The 20,846-nt window shown below is 62.4% G+C and carries 16 protein-coding genes, 1 tRNA gene and 3 pseudogenes; 10 read left to right on the forward strand and 10 right to left on the reverse strand.

Features of this window, described 5'->3' with window-relative positions; genetic code table 11:
• Positions 1-90 precede the first annotated feature (90 nt).
• Positions 91-261: a hypothetical protein gene (locus P0D89_RS14950; RefSeq protein WP_408376887.1), complete on the reverse strand. Its 171-nt coding sequence runs from the start codon at positions 259-261 to the stop codon at positions 91-93.
• Positions 262-358: 97 nt separating this feature from the next.
• Between P0D89_RS14950 and P0D89_RS14955 the strand changes: the two are divergent.
• A pseudogene (locus P0D89_RS14955) lies at positions 359-427 on the forward strand (hypothetical protein); the annotation flags it as partial.
• Between the two features lie 32 nt (positions 428-459).
• Here P0D89_RS14955 and P0D89_RS54655 read toward each other — a convergent pair.
• Complete coding sequence (locus tag P0D89_RS54655) at positions 460-1,056, reverse strand: H-NS histone family protein (protein WP_459252671.1); 597 nt, start codon at positions 1,054-1,056, stop codon at positions 460-462.
• Between the two features lie 667 nt (positions 1,057-1,723).
• On the opposite strand from P0D89_RS54655, the gene P0D89_RS14970 reads away from it, so the two are divergent.
• From P0D89_RS14970 to P0D89_RS14995, 6 genes and pseudogenes are all read left to right on the forward strand, one after another.
• The gene (locus P0D89_RS14970) at positions 1,724-2,170 is read left to right on the forward strand and encodes a response regulator transcription factor (protein WP_408358196.1); all 447 of its coding nucleotides are present in this window, start codon (positions 1,724-1,726) and stop codon (positions 2,168-2,170) included.
• Between the two features lie 217 nt (positions 2,171-2,387).
• A pseudogene (locus tag P0D89_RS14975) lies at positions 2,388-2,945 on the forward strand (IS6 family transposase); the annotation flags it as partial.
• Positions 2,946-3,320: 375 nt separating this feature from the next.
• Complete coding sequence (locus tag P0D89_RS14980; RefSeq protein ID WP_408358195.1) at positions 3,321-4,523, forward strand: efflux RND transporter periplasmic adaptor subunit; 1,203 nt, start codon at positions 3,321-3,323, stop codon at positions 4,521-4,523.
• 1 nt (position 4,524) lies between these two features.
• Complete coding sequence (locus P0D89_RS14985; protein ID WP_408358194.1) at positions 4,525-5,247, forward strand: ABC transporter ATP-binding protein; 723 nt, start codon at positions 4,525-4,527, stop codon at positions 5,245-5,247.
• A gap of 21 nt (positions 5,248-5,268) precedes the next feature.
• Entirely contained in the window at positions 5,269-6,423 is a 1,155-nt protein-coding gene (locus tag P0D89_RS14990; RefSeq protein WP_408358193.1) for an ABC transporter permease, read from the forward strand.
• Between the two features lie 8 nt (positions 6,424-6,431).
• Complete coding sequence (locus P0D89_RS14995) at positions 6,432-7,598, forward strand: ABC transporter permease (protein ID WP_408358192.1); 1,167 nt, start codon at positions 6,432-6,434, stop codon at positions 7,596-7,598.
• Between the two features lie 142 nt (positions 7,599-7,740).
• Here P0D89_RS14995 and P0D89_RS15000 read toward each other — a convergent pair.
• From P0D89_RS15000 to P0D89_RS15015, 4 genes and pseudogenes are all read right to left on the reverse strand, one after another.
• A pseudogene (locus P0D89_RS15000) lies at positions 7,741-7,956 on the reverse strand (DDE-type integrase/transposase/recombinase); the annotation flags it as partial.
• A gap of 238 nt (positions 7,957-8,194) precedes the next feature.
• A complete protein-coding gene (locus tag P0D89_RS15005; RefSeq protein ID WP_408358191.1) occupies positions 8,195-8,416 on the reverse strand; it encodes a dodecin family protein in 222 nt (73 codons plus the stop codon).
• 623 nt (positions 8,417-9,039) lie between these two features.
• Entirely contained in the window at positions 9,040-11,541 is a 2,502-nt protein-coding gene (locus tag P0D89_RS15010) for a spermine/spermidine synthase domain-containing protein (RefSeq protein ID WP_408358201.1), read from the reverse strand.
• Between the two features lie 108 nt (positions 11,542-11,649).
• Positions 11,650-12,390: a protein-L-isoaspartate(D-aspartate) O-methyltransferase gene (locus tag P0D89_RS15015; RefSeq protein WP_459252672.1), complete on the reverse strand. Its 741-nt coding sequence runs from the start codon at positions 12,388-12,390 to the stop codon at positions 11,650-11,652.
• A gap of 605 nt (positions 12,391-12,995) precedes the next feature.
• On the opposite strand from P0D89_RS15015, the gene P0D89_RS15020 reads away from it, so the two are divergent.
• Positions 12,996-13,072 (forward strand) — tRNA-Asp (locus tag P0D89_RS15020).
• Between the two features lie 86 nt (positions 13,073-13,158).
• On the forward strand, positions 13,159-15,096 hold the full coding sequence (locus tag P0D89_RS15025; RefSeq protein WP_408358190.1) for a SurA N-terminal domain-containing protein: 1,938 nt from the start codon (positions 13,159-13,161) through the stop codon (positions 15,094-15,096).
• Between the two features lie 134 nt (positions 15,097-15,230).
• Here P0D89_RS15025 and P0D89_RS15030 read toward each other — a convergent pair whose 3' ends face one another.
• Positions 15,231-15,572, reverse strand: coding sequence for a hypothetical protein (locus tag P0D89_RS15030; protein ID WP_408358189.1), 342 nt, complete (start codon positions 15,570-15,572; stop codon positions 15,231-15,233).
• A gap of 116 nt (positions 15,573-15,688) precedes the next feature.
• Complete coding sequence (locus tag P0D89_RS15035; RefSeq protein ID WP_408358188.1) at positions 15,689-16,342, reverse strand: arylesterase; 654 nt, start codon at positions 16,340-16,342, stop codon at positions 15,689-15,691.
• A gap of 52 nt (positions 16,343-16,394) precedes the next feature.
• On the opposite strand from P0D89_RS15035, the gene P0D89_RS15040 reads away from it, so the two are divergent.
• Positions 16,395-17,081: an ABC transporter ATP-binding protein gene (locus P0D89_RS15040; protein WP_408358187.1), complete on the forward strand. Its 687-nt coding sequence runs from the start codon at positions 16,395-16,397 to the stop codon at positions 17,079-17,081.
• A 215-nt stretch (positions 17,082-17,296) separates the two neighbouring features.
• On the opposite strand, the gene pgi is transcribed toward P0D89_RS15040, so the two are convergent.
• Together pgi and P0D89_RS15050 are read right to left on the reverse strand one after the other, a co-directional pair.
• Positions 17,297-18,919, reverse strand: a complete 1,623-nt coding sequence (gene pgi / locus P0D89_RS15045; RefSeq protein ID WP_408358186.1) for a glucose-6-phosphate isomerase — start codon at positions 18,917-18,919, stop codon at positions 17,297-17,299.
• A 273-nt stretch (positions 18,920-19,192) separates the two neighbouring features.
• Positions 19,193-20,782 carry an NAD(P)H-hydrate dehydratase gene (locus tag P0D89_RS15050; protein WP_408358185.1) on the reverse strand — a complete coding sequence of 530 codons (1,590 nt, stop codon included), beginning with the start codon at positions 20,780-20,782 and terminating at the stop codon, positions 19,193-19,195.
• Positions 20,783-20,846 lie beyond the last annotated feature (64 nt).

Raw genomic sequence — 20,846 nt, forward strand, 5'->3', positions numbered from 1 at the left:
AAGATCAGGGCCCGAACTTCGCGGTGGCTACTATCGATGGACGGTTCGTGACTGGATTCCGGTGATTCTGGTCGCCTGCTGACACTTGCGTCAATTGGTAACTTCTGCTTGCATTACCCACAGCGGCACCGCAGCGCTTCCCGTATCGACCGGGTTCGATAGAAAGTGGTTATTCTGTTCTATTAAGGGCGCGATGCGGTCAAACCAGTCGAATTCGGGCAGCAGGGTTTCCCGTTCCAGGGATTCTGCATTCTGTGGCACCGTGGTTTATGTAATCGACGGTCAGCCTTTCGCATCGCCGAGGATGGTGTGACTCCCAGGTGACTATCTGTACTTGCGTGGGTCGGCTGGCAGCCGCATGCTGAAGACGTTAGCGCGAGGTGATGCGCCTGTATGCGTGACTTTTGTCCACCTCGACGGATTTGTGCTCTCGCGTCTTGCTTCGGCGCATACGCTCAACTATTGGTCGGTCATGGCCTTGGGCACGGAGAGGTTCGCCTGGTTGTTTTGCCTGAGCTGCACGGTGTTGGTCTGCGGCAGGGGCGCGCGGCGAGCTCCAAGGAGCCGGACCGGTAGCGCCCCTTGGCACCAGCCAGCCACGCCGGCGCTCGACCGCGGCCGGACCACGTCGCTCCCGATTTCGGGTCGCGATAATCGCCGACTGCGAGCCACGGACATAGGCTCCTGCCAACTTCGCCTTTTGGCGGAAGCTGGGTTCGCAGTCGCAGTATCAGCGTCGATCAGAAATCGGTCGCGGTTTATTGCGGTTGCAATCCATTGTGGCGCGCGTCCGTGCCCGGACCACGTTGCGCCGCTTTTCGGGTCGCGATACTTCGCCGCAGCAACTCTCGTGTTGCCCACAGCCTTCACATCGGCCTTCTTCGCATCCTGTTTGCCACCAGCATGCCCACTGATGTCCGCGGACGTCGGACCGTGTTTCTCCATCAACTCATGGATGGTCTTCATTGCTGCCGCTGTTTTCTTTGTCGCGAGTGGGTGTGCCTGTGCTTGCAGTTTTTTCATTCGTGTCTGAATTACTTCCAACGTCGTTGCCATCAGGCGGTCACTTCTTGAATAGGGGCGCAATACGGCACGATCGAGAGCAAAAAGGCTAGGGCCTTCATTTCGCCCGCGGCCGTTGGGTCTGCACAGTGGTGTTGCCTCGTTCAACGTCTCATGCCTTCGTTGCATCGAGATCTGCTCGAAACATGGAATAGTTGCCCCTACTCAAACGTTTTAGAGATGTTCGAACCGATGGCATGCTCCGATGGACACCAGACTACCGAACGACATCCGGCTTGTCGGCGCGAGGCCGCTTGTATTCGCTGCGTCGTTCGCTGACTGCGGCGGCGATGGCGAGGGTAGCGGCGATAGCGGCAGTCGAATAGAACGACACAGGCCTCCTCCGAAACAGTGATGCGGATGTATAGCGGGGATCGTGCCCTGTATCTCAGAACGAGCCAACGGCTCGAATGCCCGTTCCGGTTTCGAAGCTGCTGTAGCGCTCGCGTTGCGTCGAAGTGCGGATCCCCGGCTGGAACGATGGCCGAGCGGATGGACTCCAGACGGCTTTCGATCGGTCGCGCGCCGACGGTTATGTGAATGGGCGAAGACCTTGTGGGTCTACGGGTGGGCATGCCTGATGCGCGATCAGGCCCGTCAGACAACGTGTGCCTGACCTGCAGGCTTTCGCTGTAACAGGTCCAACGCACTGGGGGCAGTCATGACAAGGCGCGCACCGCACGACGATGAACAGGAGTTCGCTTTCTGGCGGTCGGAACCGGATGCAGAAACGGGCGAGAAGAAGCGCATTCTGATTGGGCATCAAGACGTGATGATCCGTGAGTCGCTTACGTTCCTGCTGTCGACGAAGGGATACGAGACGATCCATGCATCAACAATTGGTGAGATTCGCCGATACCTACAATTCTGGAAACCCCACGCACTTCTGTTTGACACGAGGCTGGATCCTGCGCCGCAATATGCCTTTGTGCGGCGGCTTCGCGCAGATGGCTCAACAGCCACGTTACTTATTCTCGCCATGAGCGACATCTGGCCGCTGGACCCGATAGCAGTTTTGAGAAGCGCGGGATTTGACGGGCATGTCCGACGTCCCTGTTCGCTTTGGCGAATAATTGACCTTGTCGAGGGCCACTATCGCCGTCGTTAGCGGACGAGAGCCAGGGGCTCCGTCATGCATGGACGCCCCCGGTTTGCCAAGCTTCACGTTGCGATGGTTCTAAGGTTTTGATTGCAGCCATGCATCCGGACTTCAGTGCCGAGCGCACGCCGGCTGTCCCTGATGGAATATGCTGACGAGGTCCAGATCAAGTTGGCGAGCTTCGTGCCCTTTGACAGAGTTGAGGTTTGACTCGTCACGGTCTGACGTGCGTTGTGTGAAGCGCTACATGCGGGAGTTCGTCAAACGCTGGAATTGATTGGCTACGACAGCCGGTCAGTTGTGGCGAGTCGACGAGACCTACGTGAAGATTCGCGGCAAACGGGCCTATCTCTACCGCGCCGTTGACCGGGCGGGAAAGACGATCGATTTTCGCCTCAGCGCGAGGCGCGACGTGGCGGCAGCAAAGGCGTTCTTCGCGAAGGCAATCACGACTCAGGGACGCGCTCCTGAGACGATCACGCTGGACGGCTACGCGGCATCTCATCGGGTGGTCCGCGATATAAAGGCCGACGGGTCGCTACCCAGGCGAACGAAATTGCGATCCTCGAAGTGCCTGAATAACCTGATTGAGCAGGATCACCGCCACATCAAATCGCGGGTGAACGTGATGCTCGGGTTCAAGCGGTTCCGCAGCGCCGCCGTTATTTTCTCCGGCATCGACCTGATGCATCGGATTCGCAAAAGCCCGTTCGATCTCACCAGCATGCACCTCGAAGATGCCGCTTCGCCCTCGATCTGGATGGCGGTTCTTTCGGCTCGTTGAGGTGCCCGAAGCAAGAACGATTTCTCGTCCGCCTACCGGGTTTGCACCACAGCCGTTTTGGAGAATGTTGCAACGACCGGTTGATTCCGCCCAGCACGCAGGGCTCTGATGTGATGAACGCTCCTTTGCCGTGGAGGCTCTCGTCCAGGATCATGGCGAGGTCCGTTGGACGCTCGAAGTCTGAGTCTTCAACCTGAAAAACGCGCTGCCTGCGCAGGCGCAGGCGTCCGTCAGCATGATGCGGGCGTGGGTCAGACGCGGCGCTATACTGTGGGCCCGTCTACAGGACAAGTAGCCGGCGTGGCGAGACGTCGTGATGCCGTTTCCATGCGGTGTCCGCAAAGCGCGAGCGCCAGCCGGCGAAGACATAAAAAATTGGCTGATCATGATCTGAAGAGGCTGAAAATCGACCGGCCCGCCGTCGCTGCAGGACGGCGGCGCAACTGGATCGCTTACGGGGTCGTCGCGCTGCTTCTCGTCGGTGCGGGGGTTGCCGGCCTCAAGCTGGCCGGTCCGCAGGCCGTCGAAACCACCACCGTGGTGTCCGCTTACCCTTCGCAGACCTACACGCTGCTCAACGCGACCGGCTACGTCGTGCCGCAGCGCAAGGCCGCGGTGGCGTCGAAAGGGCAGGGGCGCCTCGAGTGGCTCGGCGTGCTGGAGGGTACGCGCGTCAAGAAAGACGAGGTGATTGCCCGGCTCGAAAGCGCGGATGTCGAGGCCGCGCTCGCGCAGGCGAAGGCGCAAGTCAAGGTGGCGCAGGCCAATCTCGCGCTGCAGATGGCCGAGCTGAAGAACGCCGAACTCAACCTGCGCCGCACCGCGATACTCGTGCCAAACGGCGCCGCGCCCGCCACCCAGTACGACTCCGATCTCGCCCGTTACGACAAGGCGCGGGCGTCCATCGACAACAGTCGTGCGGCGATCGCGTCGGCGCAGGCCAATGCGCAGGCGGCTCAGGTGGCCGTCGATCAAACCGTGATTCGCGCGCCGTTCGATGGCGTCGTGATCGAGAAGCATGCGAACGTCGGCGACAACATCACGCCGTTCTCGCAGGCATCCGACAGCAAGGGCGCCGTCGTGACGATTGCCGATATGGAAACGCTCGAAGTCGAAGCCGATGTCGCGGAATCGAACATCGCGAAGATCACCGTGAACGAGCCTTGCGAGATCCAGCTCGATGCGCTGCCCGAACTCAGACTGGCCGGCCGCGTGTCGCGCATCGTGCCGACTGTCGACCGTTCGAAAGCAACCGTGCTCGTCAAGGTGCGCTTCGTCGATCGCGATGATCGCGTGTTGCCCGACATGAGCGCGAAGATCGCGTTTCTGACGAAGCCCGTTGCGCCGCAGGACCGGCGGCCGGTGATCGCGGTGCCGCCCGCGTCGATCGTCGAGCGCGACGGCCGCAAGGTCGCCTTCGTGATCAAGGACGATACCGTGCGGGAAGTGTCCGTCACAACCGGCGCGGCGCTCGGCGACCTGGTGGCCGTCAGCGGCGTGCGTCCTGGCGATGTGCTCGTACGCGCGCCGAACGAGCACATCAAGGACGGCGCCAAAGTCACCGTGGTGAAGAAATAGTGTGAACACTGTGGACAACGTGAAGCGCGTGAGCGATACAGCGCCGCTCGTCGAAATCAGGCACCTCGTCAAATCGTACCGGCGCGGCGTTCAGACGGTACCCGTGCTTTCCGACATCACGCTTTCGATCGGCGAAGGCGACTTCATTGCGCTGATGGGGCCGTCGGGATCGGGGAAGAGCACGCTGCTCAATCTGATCGCGGGCATCGACCGGCCAGATAGCGGCGAACTGCGCGTTGGCGGACTCGACATCACGCGGCTGTCGGAGTCGGCGCTGGCGGAATGGCGCGCGGCCCATGTCGGCTTCATCTTCCAGTTCTACAACCTGATGCCCGTGCTGACCGCCTTCGAGAACATCGAATTGCCGTTGATTCTCACGCGCCTGTCGCGCAAGGAGCGGCGCGAGCGCGTGAGCCTCGTGCTCGACATGGTGAATCTGTCGGATCGCGCGCAGCATTACCCGTCGGAGCTTTCCGGCGGCCAGCAGCAACGCGTCGCGATCGCTCGCGCGCTGATCAGCGATCCGACGCTGATCGTCGCCGACGAACCGACAGGCGACCTGGACCGCACGTCCGCCGAGGAGGTGCTGACCATGATGCAGCGGCTTAACCGCGAACTCGGCAAGACCATCATCATGGTGACCCACGACGCGCATGCGGCGGGGGCGGCGAAGGCGCTCGTGCATCTGGAGAAGGGGGAACTGATCGATGGAACCACTCGCTGAGGCACGCCAAGGCCGATCGTCATGTATCTGCTCAAGCTGATCATCAGAAACGCGCTGCGGCACAAGCTGCGCACGTTGCTGACCGTATTCGGACTCCTGATCGCGGTGCTCGCGTACGGGCTGCTGCATACCGTGGTCGACGCATGGTATGCGGGCGCTGCTGCGGCATCGAACGCACGGCTCGTGACGCGCAATGCGATCTCACTCGTCTTTCCGCTGCCGGTGAGTTACGAGAACCGCATACGCGGCGTGAAAGGCGTGACGATGGTCGCGCGCTCCAACTGGTTCGGCGGCGTGTATCGCGAGCCGAAGAACTTCTTCGCGCAGTTCGCCGTATCGGACAACTATCTCGACCTGTACCCGGAATTCATCTTGCCCGCGCAGCAGCGCAACGACTACGAGCGGGACCGCAAGGGCTGTCTGATCGGCAGGCAGCTCGCGAGCCAGTTCGGCTTCAAGATTGGCGACGTGATTCCGATCAAGGGCACGATCTATCCGGGCACGTGGGAGTTTGTCGTGCGCGGCATTCTCGACGGTCGCGACGAATCGACGATTACGCGCCAACTGATTTTTCATTGGGATTACCTGAACGAAACGATACGCAAGACGCCGGGCCGGAAAGCGGATCAGGTCGGGGTCTATGTGCTTGGCATCGCGAGCCCGGACGAAGCTGCTGCGATCTCGCGCAATGTCGACAACGTATTCAGGAACTCGCTCGCCGAGACGCTCACCGAAACCGAGCAGGCGTTCCAGCTTGGCTTCGTGGCGATGTCGAATCAGATCATTGCGGCGATCCAACTGGTGTCCTATGTGGTCATCGTCATCATCATGGCGGTGATGGCCAATGCGATGGCGATGAGCGCGCGCGAACGCACCGTTGAATATGCGACGCTCAAGGCACTCGGTTTCGGCCCGGGATTTCTCGCGTTGCTGATGTTCGGCGAGTCGGTGACGATCGGCGTGGTGGGCGGCGGACTCGGCATACTCGCCACGCCGCCCGCCGCAAGCTTCTTCAAGCAGGCGACAGGAGGCGTGTTCCCGGTGTTCCACGTGTCGCGTGAAACGATGCTGTTGCAGGCGGCATGCGCGCTCGTCGTCGGGTCCGCGGCCGCGATCGTTCCGGCGCTGCAGGCGGCGCGGGTGAAGATCGTCGAAGGCCTGCGGGCTATCGGCTAGGGGCTGACGTGGCGATCCCGCTCTCGTACATCGCTCGCAATCTGTGGACGCGCCGGCTGACCACCGCGCTCACGGCCGGTGGGCTCGCGCTGGTCGTGTTCGTGTTCGCGACTGTGCTGATGCTCGATGCGGGCCTCAAGAAGACGCTCGTGTCCACCGGGGAAAAGGACAACGTCGTGGTGATCCGCAAGGGCGCGGAAACGGAGGTGCAGAGCGCGATCGACCGCGGCCAGGCGAACGTGATCGAAATGCACCCGGCTGTGGCGATCGGTGACGACGGGCGACGCATGGCGTCGAAGGAGTCCGTCGTGCTGATCTCGCTCACGAAGCTCTCCTCGGGCAAGCCATCGAATGTCGTGATTCGCGGGGTCTCGCCCGCGGGCATGAGCTTGCGGCCGCAAGTGAAGCTCGCGTCGGGGCGCGTGTTCAATCCAGGGGCGTCCGAAATTATCGTCGGCAGCAGCATTGCGAAGGGCTTCAGCGGTACGCAGCCAGGCGAGCATTTGCGCTTCGCGCAGCGCGACTGGACGGTGGTTGGCACTTTCGACGCGGGCGGCAGCGGCTTCGATTCGGAAATCTGGGGCGATGTCGATCAGTTGATGCAGTCGTTTCGCCGCACGAGTTATTCGTCGATGGTGGTGCGGCTCGCACAATCCGACCAGTTCGGCGGCTTTAAGTCCGACCTCGACGTCGATCCGCGTCTCGCCGATGAAGCGAAGCGCGAACAGACGTTCTATAGCGACCAGTCGAAGGCGCTCTCGACGTTCATCAACATTCTCGGCTTTACGCTATCGATCATCTTTTCGATAGCGGCGATGATCGGCGCGATGATCACGATGTACGCGTCTGTGGCCAACCGGGTCGCGGAGATCGGCACGTTGCGTGCGCTCGGTTTCAGGCGCATCAACGTGCTCGCCGCGTTTCTCGTCGAAGCGATGCTGCTGGGGCTCGTCGGCGGACTGGTGGGGCTGGGCTGCGCGGCGTTCATGCAGTTCGCGTCGTTTTCGACCACCAACTTCCAGACCTTCGCGGACCTGTCGTTCCGCTTTATCCTCACACCGGCCATCGGCGCGAAGACACTCGCATTTTCGATGGCGATGGGTCTCGTCGGCGGGTTTCTGCCTGCGATGCGCGCGGCCCGCATGAACATCGTCGATGCATTGCGCGCGCGCTGAGCCCATGCAGTCTCACTGATGGCCCTGAACGTCAACGTGGGTTGTTCGCCTTGCTTTCGATTTCGGCGCGCAGACGGTCTTCCTGCGGGGTTCTGATGCAAATAGTCGCTCGGAACGATCTTGTGTCTATAGACAGGAGATCTTATCGAGTGGGGAGGACGGCATTCCAGACGGCCGGAGTAGCCGTGTCTTTGAGTCGCAAACGGGCAAGTCCAAATTGTCCTTTGCGAATGCGATGTATCAACTCGATCCCTGAAATCGCGTTCGCAGCGTTCACGAACCGTTTGAAACCGAGCATGACGTTTCTGGACTTGACGTTACGATGGTCCTCCTCGTCCAGGTTATTGAAATACTTCGAAAATGCTCCAGACCGGCCTGAGCACGTTGATTAGAAAGATCTCAAATGGCGGATTGGGCAAGGTACAGCGTCTGAGCAAGAGTGCGATCCAGGTGAGCCGCCTGGATTCGCAAGCCAAGCGTTGGCCAAAAACAGTTACAGCAGGCCGGAAGGAGACGCCTTTTGCGCTTGTCGGACTGACTGCTCAGGCTGTTGGGCAGCGACGGCCTGTGGTGCTTTGCTACGATGAGCCACCGGCTCAGGCTTCGTACTTGAACGACAAAGACACTCGCGCGCGGTATTCAACGACCTTGCCGCTATCGACCTTCAGGTCGAGCTTGCTGACTTCGGCGACGCGCAAATCACGCAGCGATTTGGCGGCCGTTTCCACAGCCATTCTTGCCGCGTCCTCCCACGAAACCGTGCTGGTGCCGATAATTTCCGTGACACGGTACACTGATTCGGTCTTCTTCTTGGCCATGTTCTCACTCCTTTGGGCTAAGAGGCGCAAGTGACGCCCCGATGATTTGATGATTTCATGATAGGTCGTCTGCGTGGCAGGCGTCGCTGGAATTCGCAGCAGGCGTTGGCTTCCGCCTGCGCTTCGTCGATCCAGAGATGGACGCTGGCTTAACCGCTGGGCCCCCACCTGTTTATCGAGTTGCGGCCGTGCGGGCGTCGCCTTCGGCTAGATTTGTCATGTCGCTATGGGCAAGAATCCGCCGTTAGCGGTCCGTGGCGATATATCTGCTTGAATACTCTCAGCCAACGGCCAGGCTGAATTTATTAAGCGGCAACAGGACTCTTTCACCGGGATCGTGGACGCAGCGTGAGAATCCGCCTACCTCGCCCGCGCAGACATGAGCCCGACAAGCCAGCCACGCCGGACTATGGCCGCAGGCCGGCGTGGCGCGCGGATTGGCCGCGAGCGTCGCATCGCTGGGGCCGACGCTCGCCAGTCCTCGCATGGAGTAAGCAGGCGGCGACAAAGGGGGCAATTGTGGCCGAGTGCGGCTGCGACAGCCAGTTTGGCAAGCCGCGCGAGCACGGTTCCTGAAGCGGTGCAGTAGACCTCGGGGCAGGCTCATTCGGACCGGGACGGGACTACGGACACGCGGCCGCCGCCGCCACATACAGAAAGATCGCGATCACTATCACCGCGGTAAATCCAAGATGGATCGCCAACACCGTTGCCAGAACCGCAGCCACTACCGAAGTGCAGGCGTTGATGCCCCACGCCCAGGGCACGAGCGCTTCGGCGCTGGCGGCAACGCGGCCGAGCCCCAGTGGAAAGGGGATACCCATCGCAAATGCGAGCGGGGCGACGAGCAGTGCAGCGATGGCGATTCTGGTCGGATCGGGTAGGAACATCAGCAGACGGAACAGGGTGGGGAGGATGGCGAGGTAGAGCAGGGAGATAGCGGAGATCGCGAGGATGGTCCTTGTCAGCAGGGGCTGGCGATTCCTGATCCAGCGCGAGGTTGGCTCGGGGCTGAGTAAAAGCGCTTGCTCCCCCTGCAGGCGCTGCGAATATCGGCTTCCCAGTCCGGCAAACGAAAGGAATGCACACAGCACCACCGCAACCGCATAGAGAGGGTGACTCAGGAACAGGATGAATTTCTGGATGAACGCGATTTCGACGAACATGAAGGCGAAACCAATCGCGAGGAAATAGATGGCAACTCGCCGCCCGGATAGTGCCGCCGATGCGGTGGTGTCGCCGGCAAGGGTTGTCGTTGACGGTGACGAACTGAGGGCGAAGCGTTGGCTGCGCCTTATCATCCAGAGCGGAAAGAGGATCAATATCAATGCTGCCAAGGTGGCCTGAAGCAGGGTCGCGATCAGCACCGGGTAACCCCATTCCAGCAAAGGCAGGCCGCCTTGCTCCTTCAAGGCGAGGAGTTCAGGCAGCGAACGCCATCTGAAGAAGTGAAAGAAGTACGGTTTGTCGTCCGTGGCGGGTCGAACGTCGAACTTGTAGCGTGCCCAGAACCTGTCGCGATCGGTGCTCAGTAACGCTTGCGCGGCCTCGAAGAAGTAGGGCTTTTCAAGCACGTTGTAGCGGTTCGCCTCCGCGGCTTGCATCCCTGGATAGTATCCGACGTCGAACGAGCGGGCACGGCAGAAGCCTCGCAAGGCGACGATTTCCGCGGCACTGAACTCCCCGTTCTTGACCAGCAGCGTCGTAGTCTTCCAGCCGCGGATCAGCACGAGCCGGCGGGAGGGCTGTGCCACTCCGGCGTCCTCCATGGCCAGCATCCCCGTCGCAAACAATTTCAGGATGTCGCGTGGCGGTAGCGTGACCCAGCGCGTAATCGCCAGCATGCCACCCGGGTTGAGATGGCGAAGATAGTCCTGGAACGCTTCCACCGTGTACAAATAGCTCTCGGAAAGCGCGTAAAGGCCGGCCGACGAGGCGCTGAACGAATCCAGCAGCGCGACCTGAATGAGATCATAGCGCTCGCCGTGCCCAGCGATGAAGCTGCGCGCTTCGCCGGTAAAGACGCGAACGTTGGGTGCGCTGTATGGCTTGCCGGAGAAATCGGCAAGGCGGCCTTGCACCGCGTCGATCACCTGCGGATTCAGTTCCACCGCGTCGATTGCGCTCGCCTGGTGGTAAAGCGCCTGCAACACATCGGCCCCCGCGCCGCTGCCAAGTACCAGGACCCTGGGGCGCTCCAGCAAGTGGTAAGGAAGCGCGGAGGTGAGGTAGTCCAGATAGCTGAGCGGCTTGCGCTGTCCGTCATAACGATTGAGTGCGGAGAGCCCGTCACCATCGGTAAAGACTCCCAACTGGGGCGGCGGCTCCATGGTCGCGTTGAGGCTGAGTCCCGGTGCGTGGCGCAAAGGAATCAAAGGGCTTTCCACTACAGTGATGAGACCCAGTGGGCTCGAGCGTTCAGCGATCACGTGTGCGTCCCTGATGCGCAGGGTCTGGCTCAATTCCTTGTACTCGGACGGCCGTAGCGCGATCCAGTTGCGTGGCAGGCTGGCCGGCAAAACGGCCGCAGCGCCCAGCAACAGCACCGGCAACCAGTGTCGATGCCAGCGGCACTCGATGCATGCCAGCGCTGCCGCTAACAGACCTACACCGCCCAGAAGTCGGAGCGCATCCGCCGGAGCAAGGGCGAATAGCGCAACGATGACGGCGAGGCTGCCTAATCCGGCTCCGACAATATCAAAACTGTAAATGCGGGGAATCTGGTCATTGAACCGTGTGAAGGTGAGACAGACACTGGTCGCGGCGCAAAAGAAAGGGACGAACAGGAGCAGATAAATCAGGAGAAGGCGCAGCGGCTGCTGCGGATCCCACAGAATCTCGAGGGGGTTGAACGCGACGCGCTGGGCGAGCGCGAAAGAGGCGACCGCGGAAACGCCGAACAGAATGGCACCGCCAGCGAACACGGCGGCAAACCTTGGCGCCAGCCAGCGCTGCGCTAACGCCACCATTGCACCGGCTGCACCGTATCCCAGCAGGGCAATACTGATCATCATGTAGGCAAAGTGGTGCCAAAGGATGATGGAAAACAGGCGCATCAACAGGATCTCGTAGCCGAGCACCGCGGCCGAGAGCAGGGAGAGGGCGAACAAAGGCGCAGAAGGCATGATCGCGCGAATGGCAAAGGATGCGGCACGAAGGACGCGCTTGACCAAAGGCAACGCAGGTGCGCGGGATCACCCTGTCCCTTCGCACGTTCACACCTCATCGCCGAATCAGTGCGCAACCAATGGCACGAATCTGACTGGCAAGATCTGTTTGGTGGAAACCGTTCCGTCGTCCGATTTTTCGATCAGCAGCAGGTACTGGGTCAGAAACTGCGCGCCCACCGGAATAACCATCCTGCCGCCCGGCTTCAATTGCCGCATGAGGGGGGGAGGGACATGGCTGGCAGCGGCGGTGACGATGATGGCGTCGTAGGGCGCGTGGGCTTCCCATCCGTAGTAACCGTCGCCCACCCTGGTTTCCACCTGCTTGTACGCGAGCCGTTGCAGACGCTCCTGCGCCTGCCTTCCCAAGGGTTCGATGATCTCGATCGTATATACGGCTCGTGCCAGTCCTGCCAGGATCGCCGCCTGGTAGCCGGAGCCGGTGCCGACCTCGAGCACGACATCAGTGGGCTTAACCATCATCAGGTCGGTCATCAGCGCAATAATGTAAGGCTGCGAAATGGTCTGGCCATATCCGATCGGAAGCGGCCTGTTCTCGTATGCGTTTTGCTCCTCTTCGGGCGGAACAAACTTGTGGCGAGGCACCTGTTCCATGGCTGCCATCACGCGCGCATCGATGGCATGCCTGCCGGTTTCGGTGCCGGTGTCAGCAGTCAATGCTGCGATATCCATGACCATTCTCGCCCGGCGCGACGCAAAATCGTCAGAGGCGTGAACACCAGAATACAGCCACGCCAATGCGATTGCTGGAATCAGGATGCGCAGCCAGAGCGTGAGTGGTTTCACAATGCGGCTCCGGTTGCCTACCTACCGTAATTCTACGCTCGCGCGCGGCCGGACCCTTGCGTCGAGCGCGTTCGGCCGCCTGCCATGCATCAGGCCGGCCCCCTTTACGTTTGCGAACTGCTTAACGTCCGCATCCTGCGCCAAGTTATTGAGGTATCCCTGAGGTGGAGGCCGGCGTTGCCTGCCCCGATGTTTTTCGGCCGCCAGGTGTTACTCGGTCTCCGGAGACCTTTTGGAAGCAAGCCACGTGGCGCGATCCTCAACAGACCACTTCCCAGGATCGGCACTCGGACGTCGGCAAAAGCCGGTCCTCTATATTAATAGTGTTCGCGGCATACCCGTTGCAGGGGCCAATCCGAACCTATCACTTCGATGGATTGCGGGTAACATACGAGATGCGATGCCTTCGGGTTAGCTCGCGCGGCCAGATTTCCGTTGCCAAGCCGCGACATTTGGGGCACAATCTCGGATTGTTGTATTTTTCGTCGTATTCGTTGGATCGAATTGCGTGGACGCTTTACCCCATAAGGCTTCGCCGGGTGTTTTCGAACCCTTCGGCACCACCAGGTTCAGACTAGTGTTTCGCTGCAGTCAGCGCAGTACAAGGAGTGGTAGTTCAGTCGGTTAGAATACCGGCCTGTCACGCCGGGGGTCGCGGGTTCGAGTCCCGTCCACTCCGCCAGTATCCACGAAAGGCGAACTCCGGTTCGCCTTTTTTATTGCCCGCTGTTGTAAGATCGGGCGTTCTGTTTTTGGCACTCCTCACGCATGCTCGATTTTTTCCGTAATCACAAACGCCTGATGATGTTCATGCTCATCCTCGTCATTGTGCCGGGGTTGGGTTTTGTGGGTATACAAGGTTTCCGCGGCTTCTTTGACGAAAGTGCAAACGTCGCGAGCGTCAACGGTCACAAGATCACTCGCGCCGAGTATGACGACGCAATGCGTCAGCAACTCGACCGCGCCCGTCAGATGCTTGGCGCGCAGTTCGACGCGAAGTCGTTCGATACGCCGCAGCGCCGTCGCGAAATGCTCGACGGTCTGATCGAACAGCGCGTGCTGGCCGATGAAACGCAGCGCCTGCATCTGACCGCATCCGACGACGCCGTGCGCCGTGTGCTGCTCAACGATCCCGTGATCTCGTCGCTGAAAAATCCCGACGGCTCGATCGACGTCGAGCGCTACAAGCAACTGCTCGCGATGCAGGGCATGACGCCCGACCAGTACGACGAACGCGTGCGCTACAGCCTTGCAATGCAGCAGTTGCCCGCGAGCATTCAAGGCAGTGCGTTCACGTCGAAGGTGCTCGCGCAGCATCTGACGGAACTGGCCGAGCAGCAGCGTGAAGTGCAGGGCATTGCGTTCCATCCGCGGGATTATGCGGCGAAGGTCCAGCCGACCGACGCGCAACTGCAAGCGTATTACGATGCGCATCGCAACGAATTCGCGACGCCGGCCACTGCGACGATTCAGTACCTGGTGATGTCGCCGGCAACGCTCGCCGCATCGATCCAACCGAGCGACGCGGATCTGAAAAAGTACTACGACGACAACATCGCGCACTACCGCACGGACGGTGAAGTGCGTGCGAGCCACATCCTGATCTCCGCGCCGAAAGACGCAAGCTCCGCTGACAAGGCCAAGGCGAAACAGAAGGCCGAGGCGTTGCTCGCCCAGATCAAGGCGCATCCGGATCAGTTCGCGCAGATCGCGCAGGCGAATTCGCAGGACCCGGGCTCGGCATCGAAGGGTGGCGATCTGGGGTACTTCGGCCGCGGCATGATCGCGGGCGGCCAGGCGTTCGACGACGCTGTGTTCGCTCTGAAGAAGGACGAAGTCAGCGGCATCGTGCAGACCGACTTCGGCTTTCACATTGTCAAGGTGACGGACGTGAAGCCGGCGGTCACGAAGCCGTTTGACGAAGTGAAAGATCAGATCGCGAAAGACCTGAAGACGCAGTTGGCAGGCAAGGCATTCAGCGACAGTTCGGAAGGCTTCACGTCGCTCGTGTATGAGAAGGCGAAGAGCCTGCAACCGGCCGCCGACAAGTACAAGCTGCAACTGCAGACCGCTACGGTAACGCCGCAGCCGGACCCGAAGCTGCCGCCTGACAGCCCACTGAACAATGCGAAGTTCCTTGCCGCGGTATTCGCGAATGACGCGGCCGTGCAACGCAACAACACGCAGGCAATCGACGTCGGCGGCAACACGTTGATCACGGCGCACGTCACCGACTACAAGGCCGCAGCCGTGCCGGCGTTCGACGCGGTGAAGGACGCGGTGCGTCAGAAGGTGATCGCGGCGCAGTCGAACGAAGCAGCGCATAAGGACGGCGTGGCGAAGCTGGCCGAGCTTGAAAAGTCGAAGGCCACGACCGGTTTCTCGTCGCCGTTGAAGGTGTCGCGCAACGACGCGCAGGGCGTGCCGCCAGCTGCATTGAGCGCAATCTACAAAGCAGATGCGCAAAAATTGCCGGCCTACGTGGGTGTTGACCTCGGCGACGACGGCTATGCGATCTATCGCGTGAACTCGGTGGTGGCGGCAGCGCCTGCCGATCCGCAGCGTCTGGCCGCGGCTCAGCAGCAGATTGCGCAAGTCAATGCGCAGTCCGAAGCCGAGGCGTATGTCGAAGCGCTGCGTGCGCGTTCGAAGGTGAAGTTCTACGGTTCGCTCGACAGCAGCAACGCGCAGGCGAACGACGAATAAGCACTAGCAGAACGAAGCCTGTGCGCAGAACAACAAGGCTAAACCCAACGCGCGCAGACACAGAAAAGCCCCGCAATTTGCGGGGCTTTTTCATTTGACGATCACACGCGCGTCAAACGGCGAGCGGCATTTCGTTACAGGCAGCCGCTGATTGCACTGGTGGCGTTGCTGTCCGCAGCGCCGGCCCCGCGGAAGCCGACCCACGTGCCCTTGCCGGTATACGACGGACGTACCACCGCGGCTGCGCCATTGGGCGGTTGCTGTCCGGGAACATAGACATCCATCGCCTGATCGTTGGCGAGCGTGTTTTGCGAGACGACCTGTTGCTGCGAGCCGTCCGCCCATTTCTGTGCGATGCAGCTGGCCACGGCCTTCGGCGGTTGCTGGCTCTGGCCGACGGATTGAACTCCAGCAGGCGGTTGAGCGGCGCCGGCAGAAATTGCCACGGTCAAAGCGATTAACGGTAGGTATTTCACGTTATCTCCTCAGAAGTCGCTCAGAATCGAGCTGGGTTGCACGGATGTGAAAGTGTCAGAGCGACCGTTGCCATCCGTGTTCCCAAAGTTCTGGAAACAAGTTGTTAGCAAGCTTTTCAGTGCGGCGAACTTGTGCGAAGCAGTGGCTTGACTGCGGGCCACACGTTCTCGAGCAGCACTGGCTGTGCCTGCTGCGTCGGATGGATCTGATCCGCCTGGAACATCTCCGGTTTATCGGCGATGCCCGCGAGCAGGAAGGGCACCAATGGCACCTTCAATTGCTTCGACAATTCGCCGTACATGCCGTGGAACTTCTGGGTGTAGTCCGGGCCGTAATTCGGCGGGACATACATGCCCACCAGTACGACCTTCGCGTGACCTTGCTGAGCCTGCTCGATGATCGTGCGGAGGTTGTCTTCGGTGGTGGGGAGCGGCACGCCGCGCAACGCGTCGTTGGCGCCGAGCTCGACGATCACGATGCTCGGCCTCAGTCGCTGCAGCAGCGCCGGCAGGCGAGCCCGGCCGCCGCTCGTGGTATCGCCGCTGATGCTCGCGTTGGCGACGCTATAATCGAGTCGCTCGTCGGCGAGACGCTGGCGCAGCAATGCCACCCAGCCTGTGTCGCGGGGCAAGCCGTATTCGGCCGAGATACTATCGCCGAGCACGACGATCACCGGCTTGGCGGGTTCCGGCGCATTGGCCGCGCGGACCGGCAAGGGCATTGTAAACAGCGCAGCGGTCGCGACGGCCGAGCCTAGTGCTGTAGTCATCCGCGCCGTTGCGCGCGGGGCTATGGCGAGCACTTTCAACCTACGCTTCACCATGCTAAACAAAACTGATCCAGTCATTGAAGTGCGGGGTTTGTGCAAGAAGGTTAAGGATGCAACGGGCGATCTGACGATTCTCGACGACATCGATCTTGCTATCGCTGCCGGCAGCAGTGTGGCGATCGTCGGCGCATCCGGGTCGGGCAAGTCTACGCTGCTCGGCTTGCTTGCGGGATTGGACAGCGCCAGCTCGGGCTCGGTTCGGTTGCTCGGCCGCGAGCTGACCGAACTGAGCGAAGATGAACGGGCCGCATTGCGCGGCGGCTCGGTCGGCTTCGTGTTCCAGTCGTTTCAATTGATGCCGCATCTGACCGCGCTCGAAAATGTCACCTTGCCGCTCGAGCTTCAGGGCGGCATCGGCACGCGCGAGGCTGCGGCGCGAGCGCGTGCGCTGCTGGAGCAGGTGGGTCTCGGGCAGCGCACCGGTCATTATCCGAAGCTGCTGTCGGGTGGCGAGCAGCAGCGCGTCGCGTTGGCGCGGGCGTTCGTCACGCACCCGGCCATCCTGTTCGCCGACGAGCCGACCGGCAGCCTGGATGCCGCCACCGGCCACGCGGTGATCGATCTGATGTTCGAGATGAACCGTGCGAACGGCGCGACGCTGATTCTGGTCACGCATGATATCGAGCTGGCGCGTCGTTGTGATACGACCGTGACGATCGAGGCGGGACGGCTCGCGTGAACCGGACGCTCGCGCGCGCCGAGGCGCGAGCCGTGAGCATCGATACAAAAGCAAAGCGGGCCGTGTGACGGCCCGCTTTTTCATTGCGGCTCATGGCTGGGCCGTCGAGCCTGGCGCGACAACTTGCGGCAACTCTGCATCGCGCCAAACGATGCAGGGCAACCACGCAACCGCACGCTACTCAAGGCTCACCGACACTGCGGCGCCGCTCACACTCACCGCTTCAACGCCGCGCGCGCCCGCGCGATCAACGTCGACGTCGACGAGTCATGCTTCCTGGCATCCACGCTGGCGGCCGTCAGATCGGCCTCGACCACCTTGCCGAGAATCTTGCCCAACTCGACGCCCCATTGATCGAACGGATTGATGTTCCACACTGATGCCTGCACCAGCACCTTATGCTCGTACAACGCGATCAACGCACCGAGCGAACGCGCGGTGAGCGCGTCGACGAGCAGCGTCGCGGTCGGACGGTTTCCCGGAAACACCAGATGCGGCGCGAGTTCCGGCTTGTCCGGCCCGGCCACTTTTTGGGCTTCCTCGAGCGTGCGGCCGAGCATCAGCGCCTCGCTTTGCGCGAAGCAGTTGGCGAGCAGCTTCGGATGATGGCTGACGAGCGGATGCTCCGGCGTTAGCACTGCGATGAAGTCGATCGGCACGATGGTCGGGCCTTGGTGAAGCATCTGGAAGAACGCATGCTGGCCGTTCGTGCCCGGTTCGCCCCACGTCACGGCGGAAGTCGGATAGTCGACCATCGCGCCATCGAGCCGCGCCGATTTGCCGTTGCTCTCCATCTCCAGCTGCTGCAGATACGACGGCAGGAAGTGCAGCGCTTCCGAATACGGCGCGACCAGATAGCTCTGCGAGCCGAAGAAGTTGCGATACCAGATGCCGATCATGCCGAGCAGCACCGGCAGGTTCTTCTCGAGCGGCGCGTCGCGGAAATGCTGGTCCATCTCGTTGGCGCCGGCGAGCAGTTCGCCGAACTGCTGCGGGCCGACCGCGATCATGATCGACAGACCCACCGCCGACCACAGCGAATAGCGGCCACCGACCCAGTCCCACATCTCGAACACGTTCTCTTGCGCGATGCCGAACTTGACCACTTCGGAAGGATTGGCCGACACGCCGACGAAGTGCTTCGCGAGCGCGCTTTCCGGGCAGCCTTTCTGGATGAACCAGTCGCGCAGCGAGCGCGCGTTGGTCATGGTCTCGAGCGTGGTGAAGGTCTTCGAGACGATGATCGCGAGCGTCTCTTCCGGGTCGATCTGCTGCATCACGTTGTACAGATCGGCGCCGTCGACGTTCGACACGAAGTGCGTGGCGATGTCCGGGGTGGCGAGGTGATGCAGCGCGTGCACGACCATCTTCGGCCCGAGGTCAGAACCGCCGATGCCGATGTTGACGACGTAGCGAATCCGTTTGCCGGTGTAGCCGGTCCATGCGCCGCTGCGCACCTGGTCGGCGAACGCGGCCATCTTCGCGCGCTCGGCCTGCACCTGGGCGAAGAACGGCGCTTTCGGATCGGTCGCGCGCAACGCGGTATGCAACGCGGCGCGCCCTTCGGTCGGGTTGACCACGTCGCCTGAGAACATCGCGTCGCGGCGCTTTTCGACGCCGGCTTCGCGCGCGAGTTGCACGAGCAGTTGCAGGGTTTCAGCGGTCACGCGGTGCTTCGAGAAATCGGCCGCGAGACCGCCGCCGGCGAACGTGAAGCGCTCGGCACGGGTAGGGGCGGGATCGTTCTCGGGGGCGAACCAGTCGCGCATGTGCGCATCGCGAATTTTCTCGTAATGCGTTTGCAGCGAGGACCAGGAGGGGAGCGAGTTCTGGGTCATAGCGTCCGTCTAACCAAGGGGCACGAAGGGAGGCGCGCGCATGAAGCGCTGCCGGGGATGATGCAGCGAGGCTGTTAGAACGATGCCGCGCGGCCGGATTCGCGCATGGGCGCCGGTAAGGCTCCGACGGGCCGCCATCCGGCGCAGGCGTCCGTTGAAGTCTCGCCGCCGCCCGCGATCGATCCGACGCGCGGCGCAGTTAATCAGTATAGCGGCGTTGCGTGGCAGGCTGTAGCCGTTTGGCTTCAGTGCGCAAAGGTTGGGATGGGTGTGTCATGCGTGCGCGGGCGGATAGAACAGGCGGTTAAGCAAGGTCCGCACCATCGGCGCGAGTTCGCCCGCCGTCAGGCCGGCTGGGCCGTGGCCTTGCGCGCTGAGGGTGTCGGCGGCGAGGCCGTGCAGATAGACGCCCGCCAGCGCCGCTTCGTAGCGTGGCAGATGTTGCGCGAGCAGCGCGCCGATGATGCCGCCGAGCACGTCGCCGGTGCCGCCCGTCGCGAGCGCGGCATTGCCGGTCGGATTGATCGCGAGGCGGCCGTCCGGCGCGGCGATGATCGTGCCGGTGCCTTTCAGCACCACCACGCTGGCAAAGCGCGCGGCCAGCGCGCGGGCCGCGCCGAGCCGGTCGCGCTGCACGCCAGGCGCGTCGCTGCCGAGCAGGCGCGCGGCTTCGAGCGGATGGGGCGTGAGGATGCACGGGTCGCCTTGCACGCCGCGCGCGGTGAGTTCGGCGGCGAGCGCGGGGTCTTTCGCGATCAGGTTCAGCGCATCCGCGTCGAACAGCTTCGGCACGTCGAGCTGCAGCACGTCGTGCATCACCCGCGTGGCGGATTCGCGATGCCCCATTCCGCAGCCGACCGCGAGCGCGTCCATCCGGTCGAGCGGCAGGTCACCGAGCGCATGCAGCATCAGTTCGGGATGCGGCGGATCGTAGGGCGGGGCGCCGTCGCCCAGCAGCGCGACGTGCACCTTGCCCGCGCCGCTGAAGAGCGCCGCGCGCGACGCGAGGATCGGCGCGCCGCACATGCCGGTGTCGCCGCCGACCACCGCGAGGCTGCCGAAGGTGCCCTTGTTGGTCGCGAAGTCGCGCGGCGGCAGGAACGCGGCGAAAAGCTCGGGCGCGTTCAGTTGCACGGTCGTGCGCTGGCTGCTGTCGACGCCGATCGGTGCGACCGTCACGGCGCCGGCAAGGTCGCGGCCCTGCGCGGTGAACAGACCCGGCTTCGCGCCGATGAACGTGATCGTGTGGGTCGCGTGGACGGCGGCGCCGTCGCCATCGCCGACGATCGTGCCGGTGTCGCTGTCGAGGCCGCTGGGGACGTCGAGCGCGAGCACGCCGCCTTTCCTGGGCCGAGCCTTCGCGCGTTGCGACAACTGCCGCGCGACGCTTGCGAACACGCCTTCGAGCGGCCTCGTGAGGCCGATGCCGAACATCCCGTCCACGAGCCAGCGGTAGCCGTCGAGCGACGCCGGCGGCGCCGTGGTGATCGGCACGCCCGCGGCGCGGGCCGCGTCGAGCGCCCAGCGCGCGTCGTCCGGTTTCACTTCGACCGGCATGCACAGTTCCACCGCGATGCCGGCGTTATGCAGCCCGGTGGCGAGGACCAACGCGTCGCCGCCGTTGTTGCCGGGGCCGGCGATCAGCCACACGCGCTGCTTCGAGCGCGCGACCGATGTGTCGCGGGCGATCTGTTCGTCGAGGAAGCTCGCGGCCGACTGGCCCGCGCGCGCCATCAGCGTGTGCGACGGCAACGCCGCCGCGGCTTGCGCTTCCGCGATCCGCAGGTCGGTGAGCGTGAGCAGGGGCAGCGCGCGCTGGTGCGGGTCGATGAGCGTCGGGGGAGCGTTTTCGGCGTCTGTCATGGCGAGGCCTGGCGGTTCGTCCGGTTGGTCCCTGTTGGTCCCGGTCGGTCCGGTGCGGGGCGGG

Origin of the sequence: Paraburkholderia sp. RL18-085-BIA-A (assembly GCF_046027075.1) — a bacterium.
Classification (GTDB): domain Bacteria; phylum Pseudomonadota; class Gammaproteobacteria; order Burkholderiales; family Burkholderiaceae; genus Paraburkholderia.

What these genes read in the sequence shown, in the direction of transcription:
- P0D89_RS54655 (WP_459252671.1), bottom strand. Translation starts at nt 1,056, where the DNA reads ATGGCAACGACGTTGGAAGTAATTCAGACACGAATGAAAAAACTGCAA.
- P0D89_RS14970 (WP_408358196.1), top strand. Translation starts at nt 1,724, where the DNA reads ATGACAAGGCGCGCACCGCACGACGATGAACAGGAGTTCGCTTTCTGG.
- P0D89_RS14990 (WP_408358193.1), top strand. Translation starts at nt 5,269, where the DNA reads ATGTATCTGCTCAAGCTGATCATCAGAAACGCGCTGCGGCACAAGCTG.
- P0D89_RS15005 (WP_408358191.1), bottom strand. Translation starts at nt 8,416, where the DNA reads ATGGCCAAGAAGAAGACCGAATCAGTGTACCGTGTCACGGAAATTATC.
- P0D89_RS15010 (WP_408358201.1), bottom strand. Translation starts at nt 11,541, where the DNA reads ATGCCTTCTGCGCCTTTGTTCGCCCTCTCCCTGCTCTCGGCCGCGGTG.
- P0D89_RS15025 (WP_408358190.1), top strand. Translation starts at nt 13,159, where the DNA reads ATGCTCGATTTTTTCCGTAATCACAAACGCCTGATGATGTTCATGCTC.
- P0D89_RS15035 (WP_408358188.1), bottom strand. Translation starts at nt 16,342, where the DNA reads ATGACTACAGCACTAGGCTCGGCCGTCGCGACCGCTGCGCTGTTTACA.
- P0D89_RS15040 (WP_408358187.1), top strand. Translation starts at nt 16,395, where the DNA reads ATGCTAAACAAAACTGATCCAGTCATTGAAGTGCGGGGTTTGTGCAAG.
- pgi (WP_408358186.1), bottom strand. Translation starts at nt 18,919, where the DNA reads ATGACCCAGAACTCGCTCCCCTCCTGGTCCTCGCTGCAAACGCATTAC.
- P0D89_RS15050 (WP_408358185.1), bottom strand. Translation starts at nt 20,782, where the DNA reads ATGACAGACGCCGAAAACGCTCCCCCGACGCTCATCGACCCGCACCAG.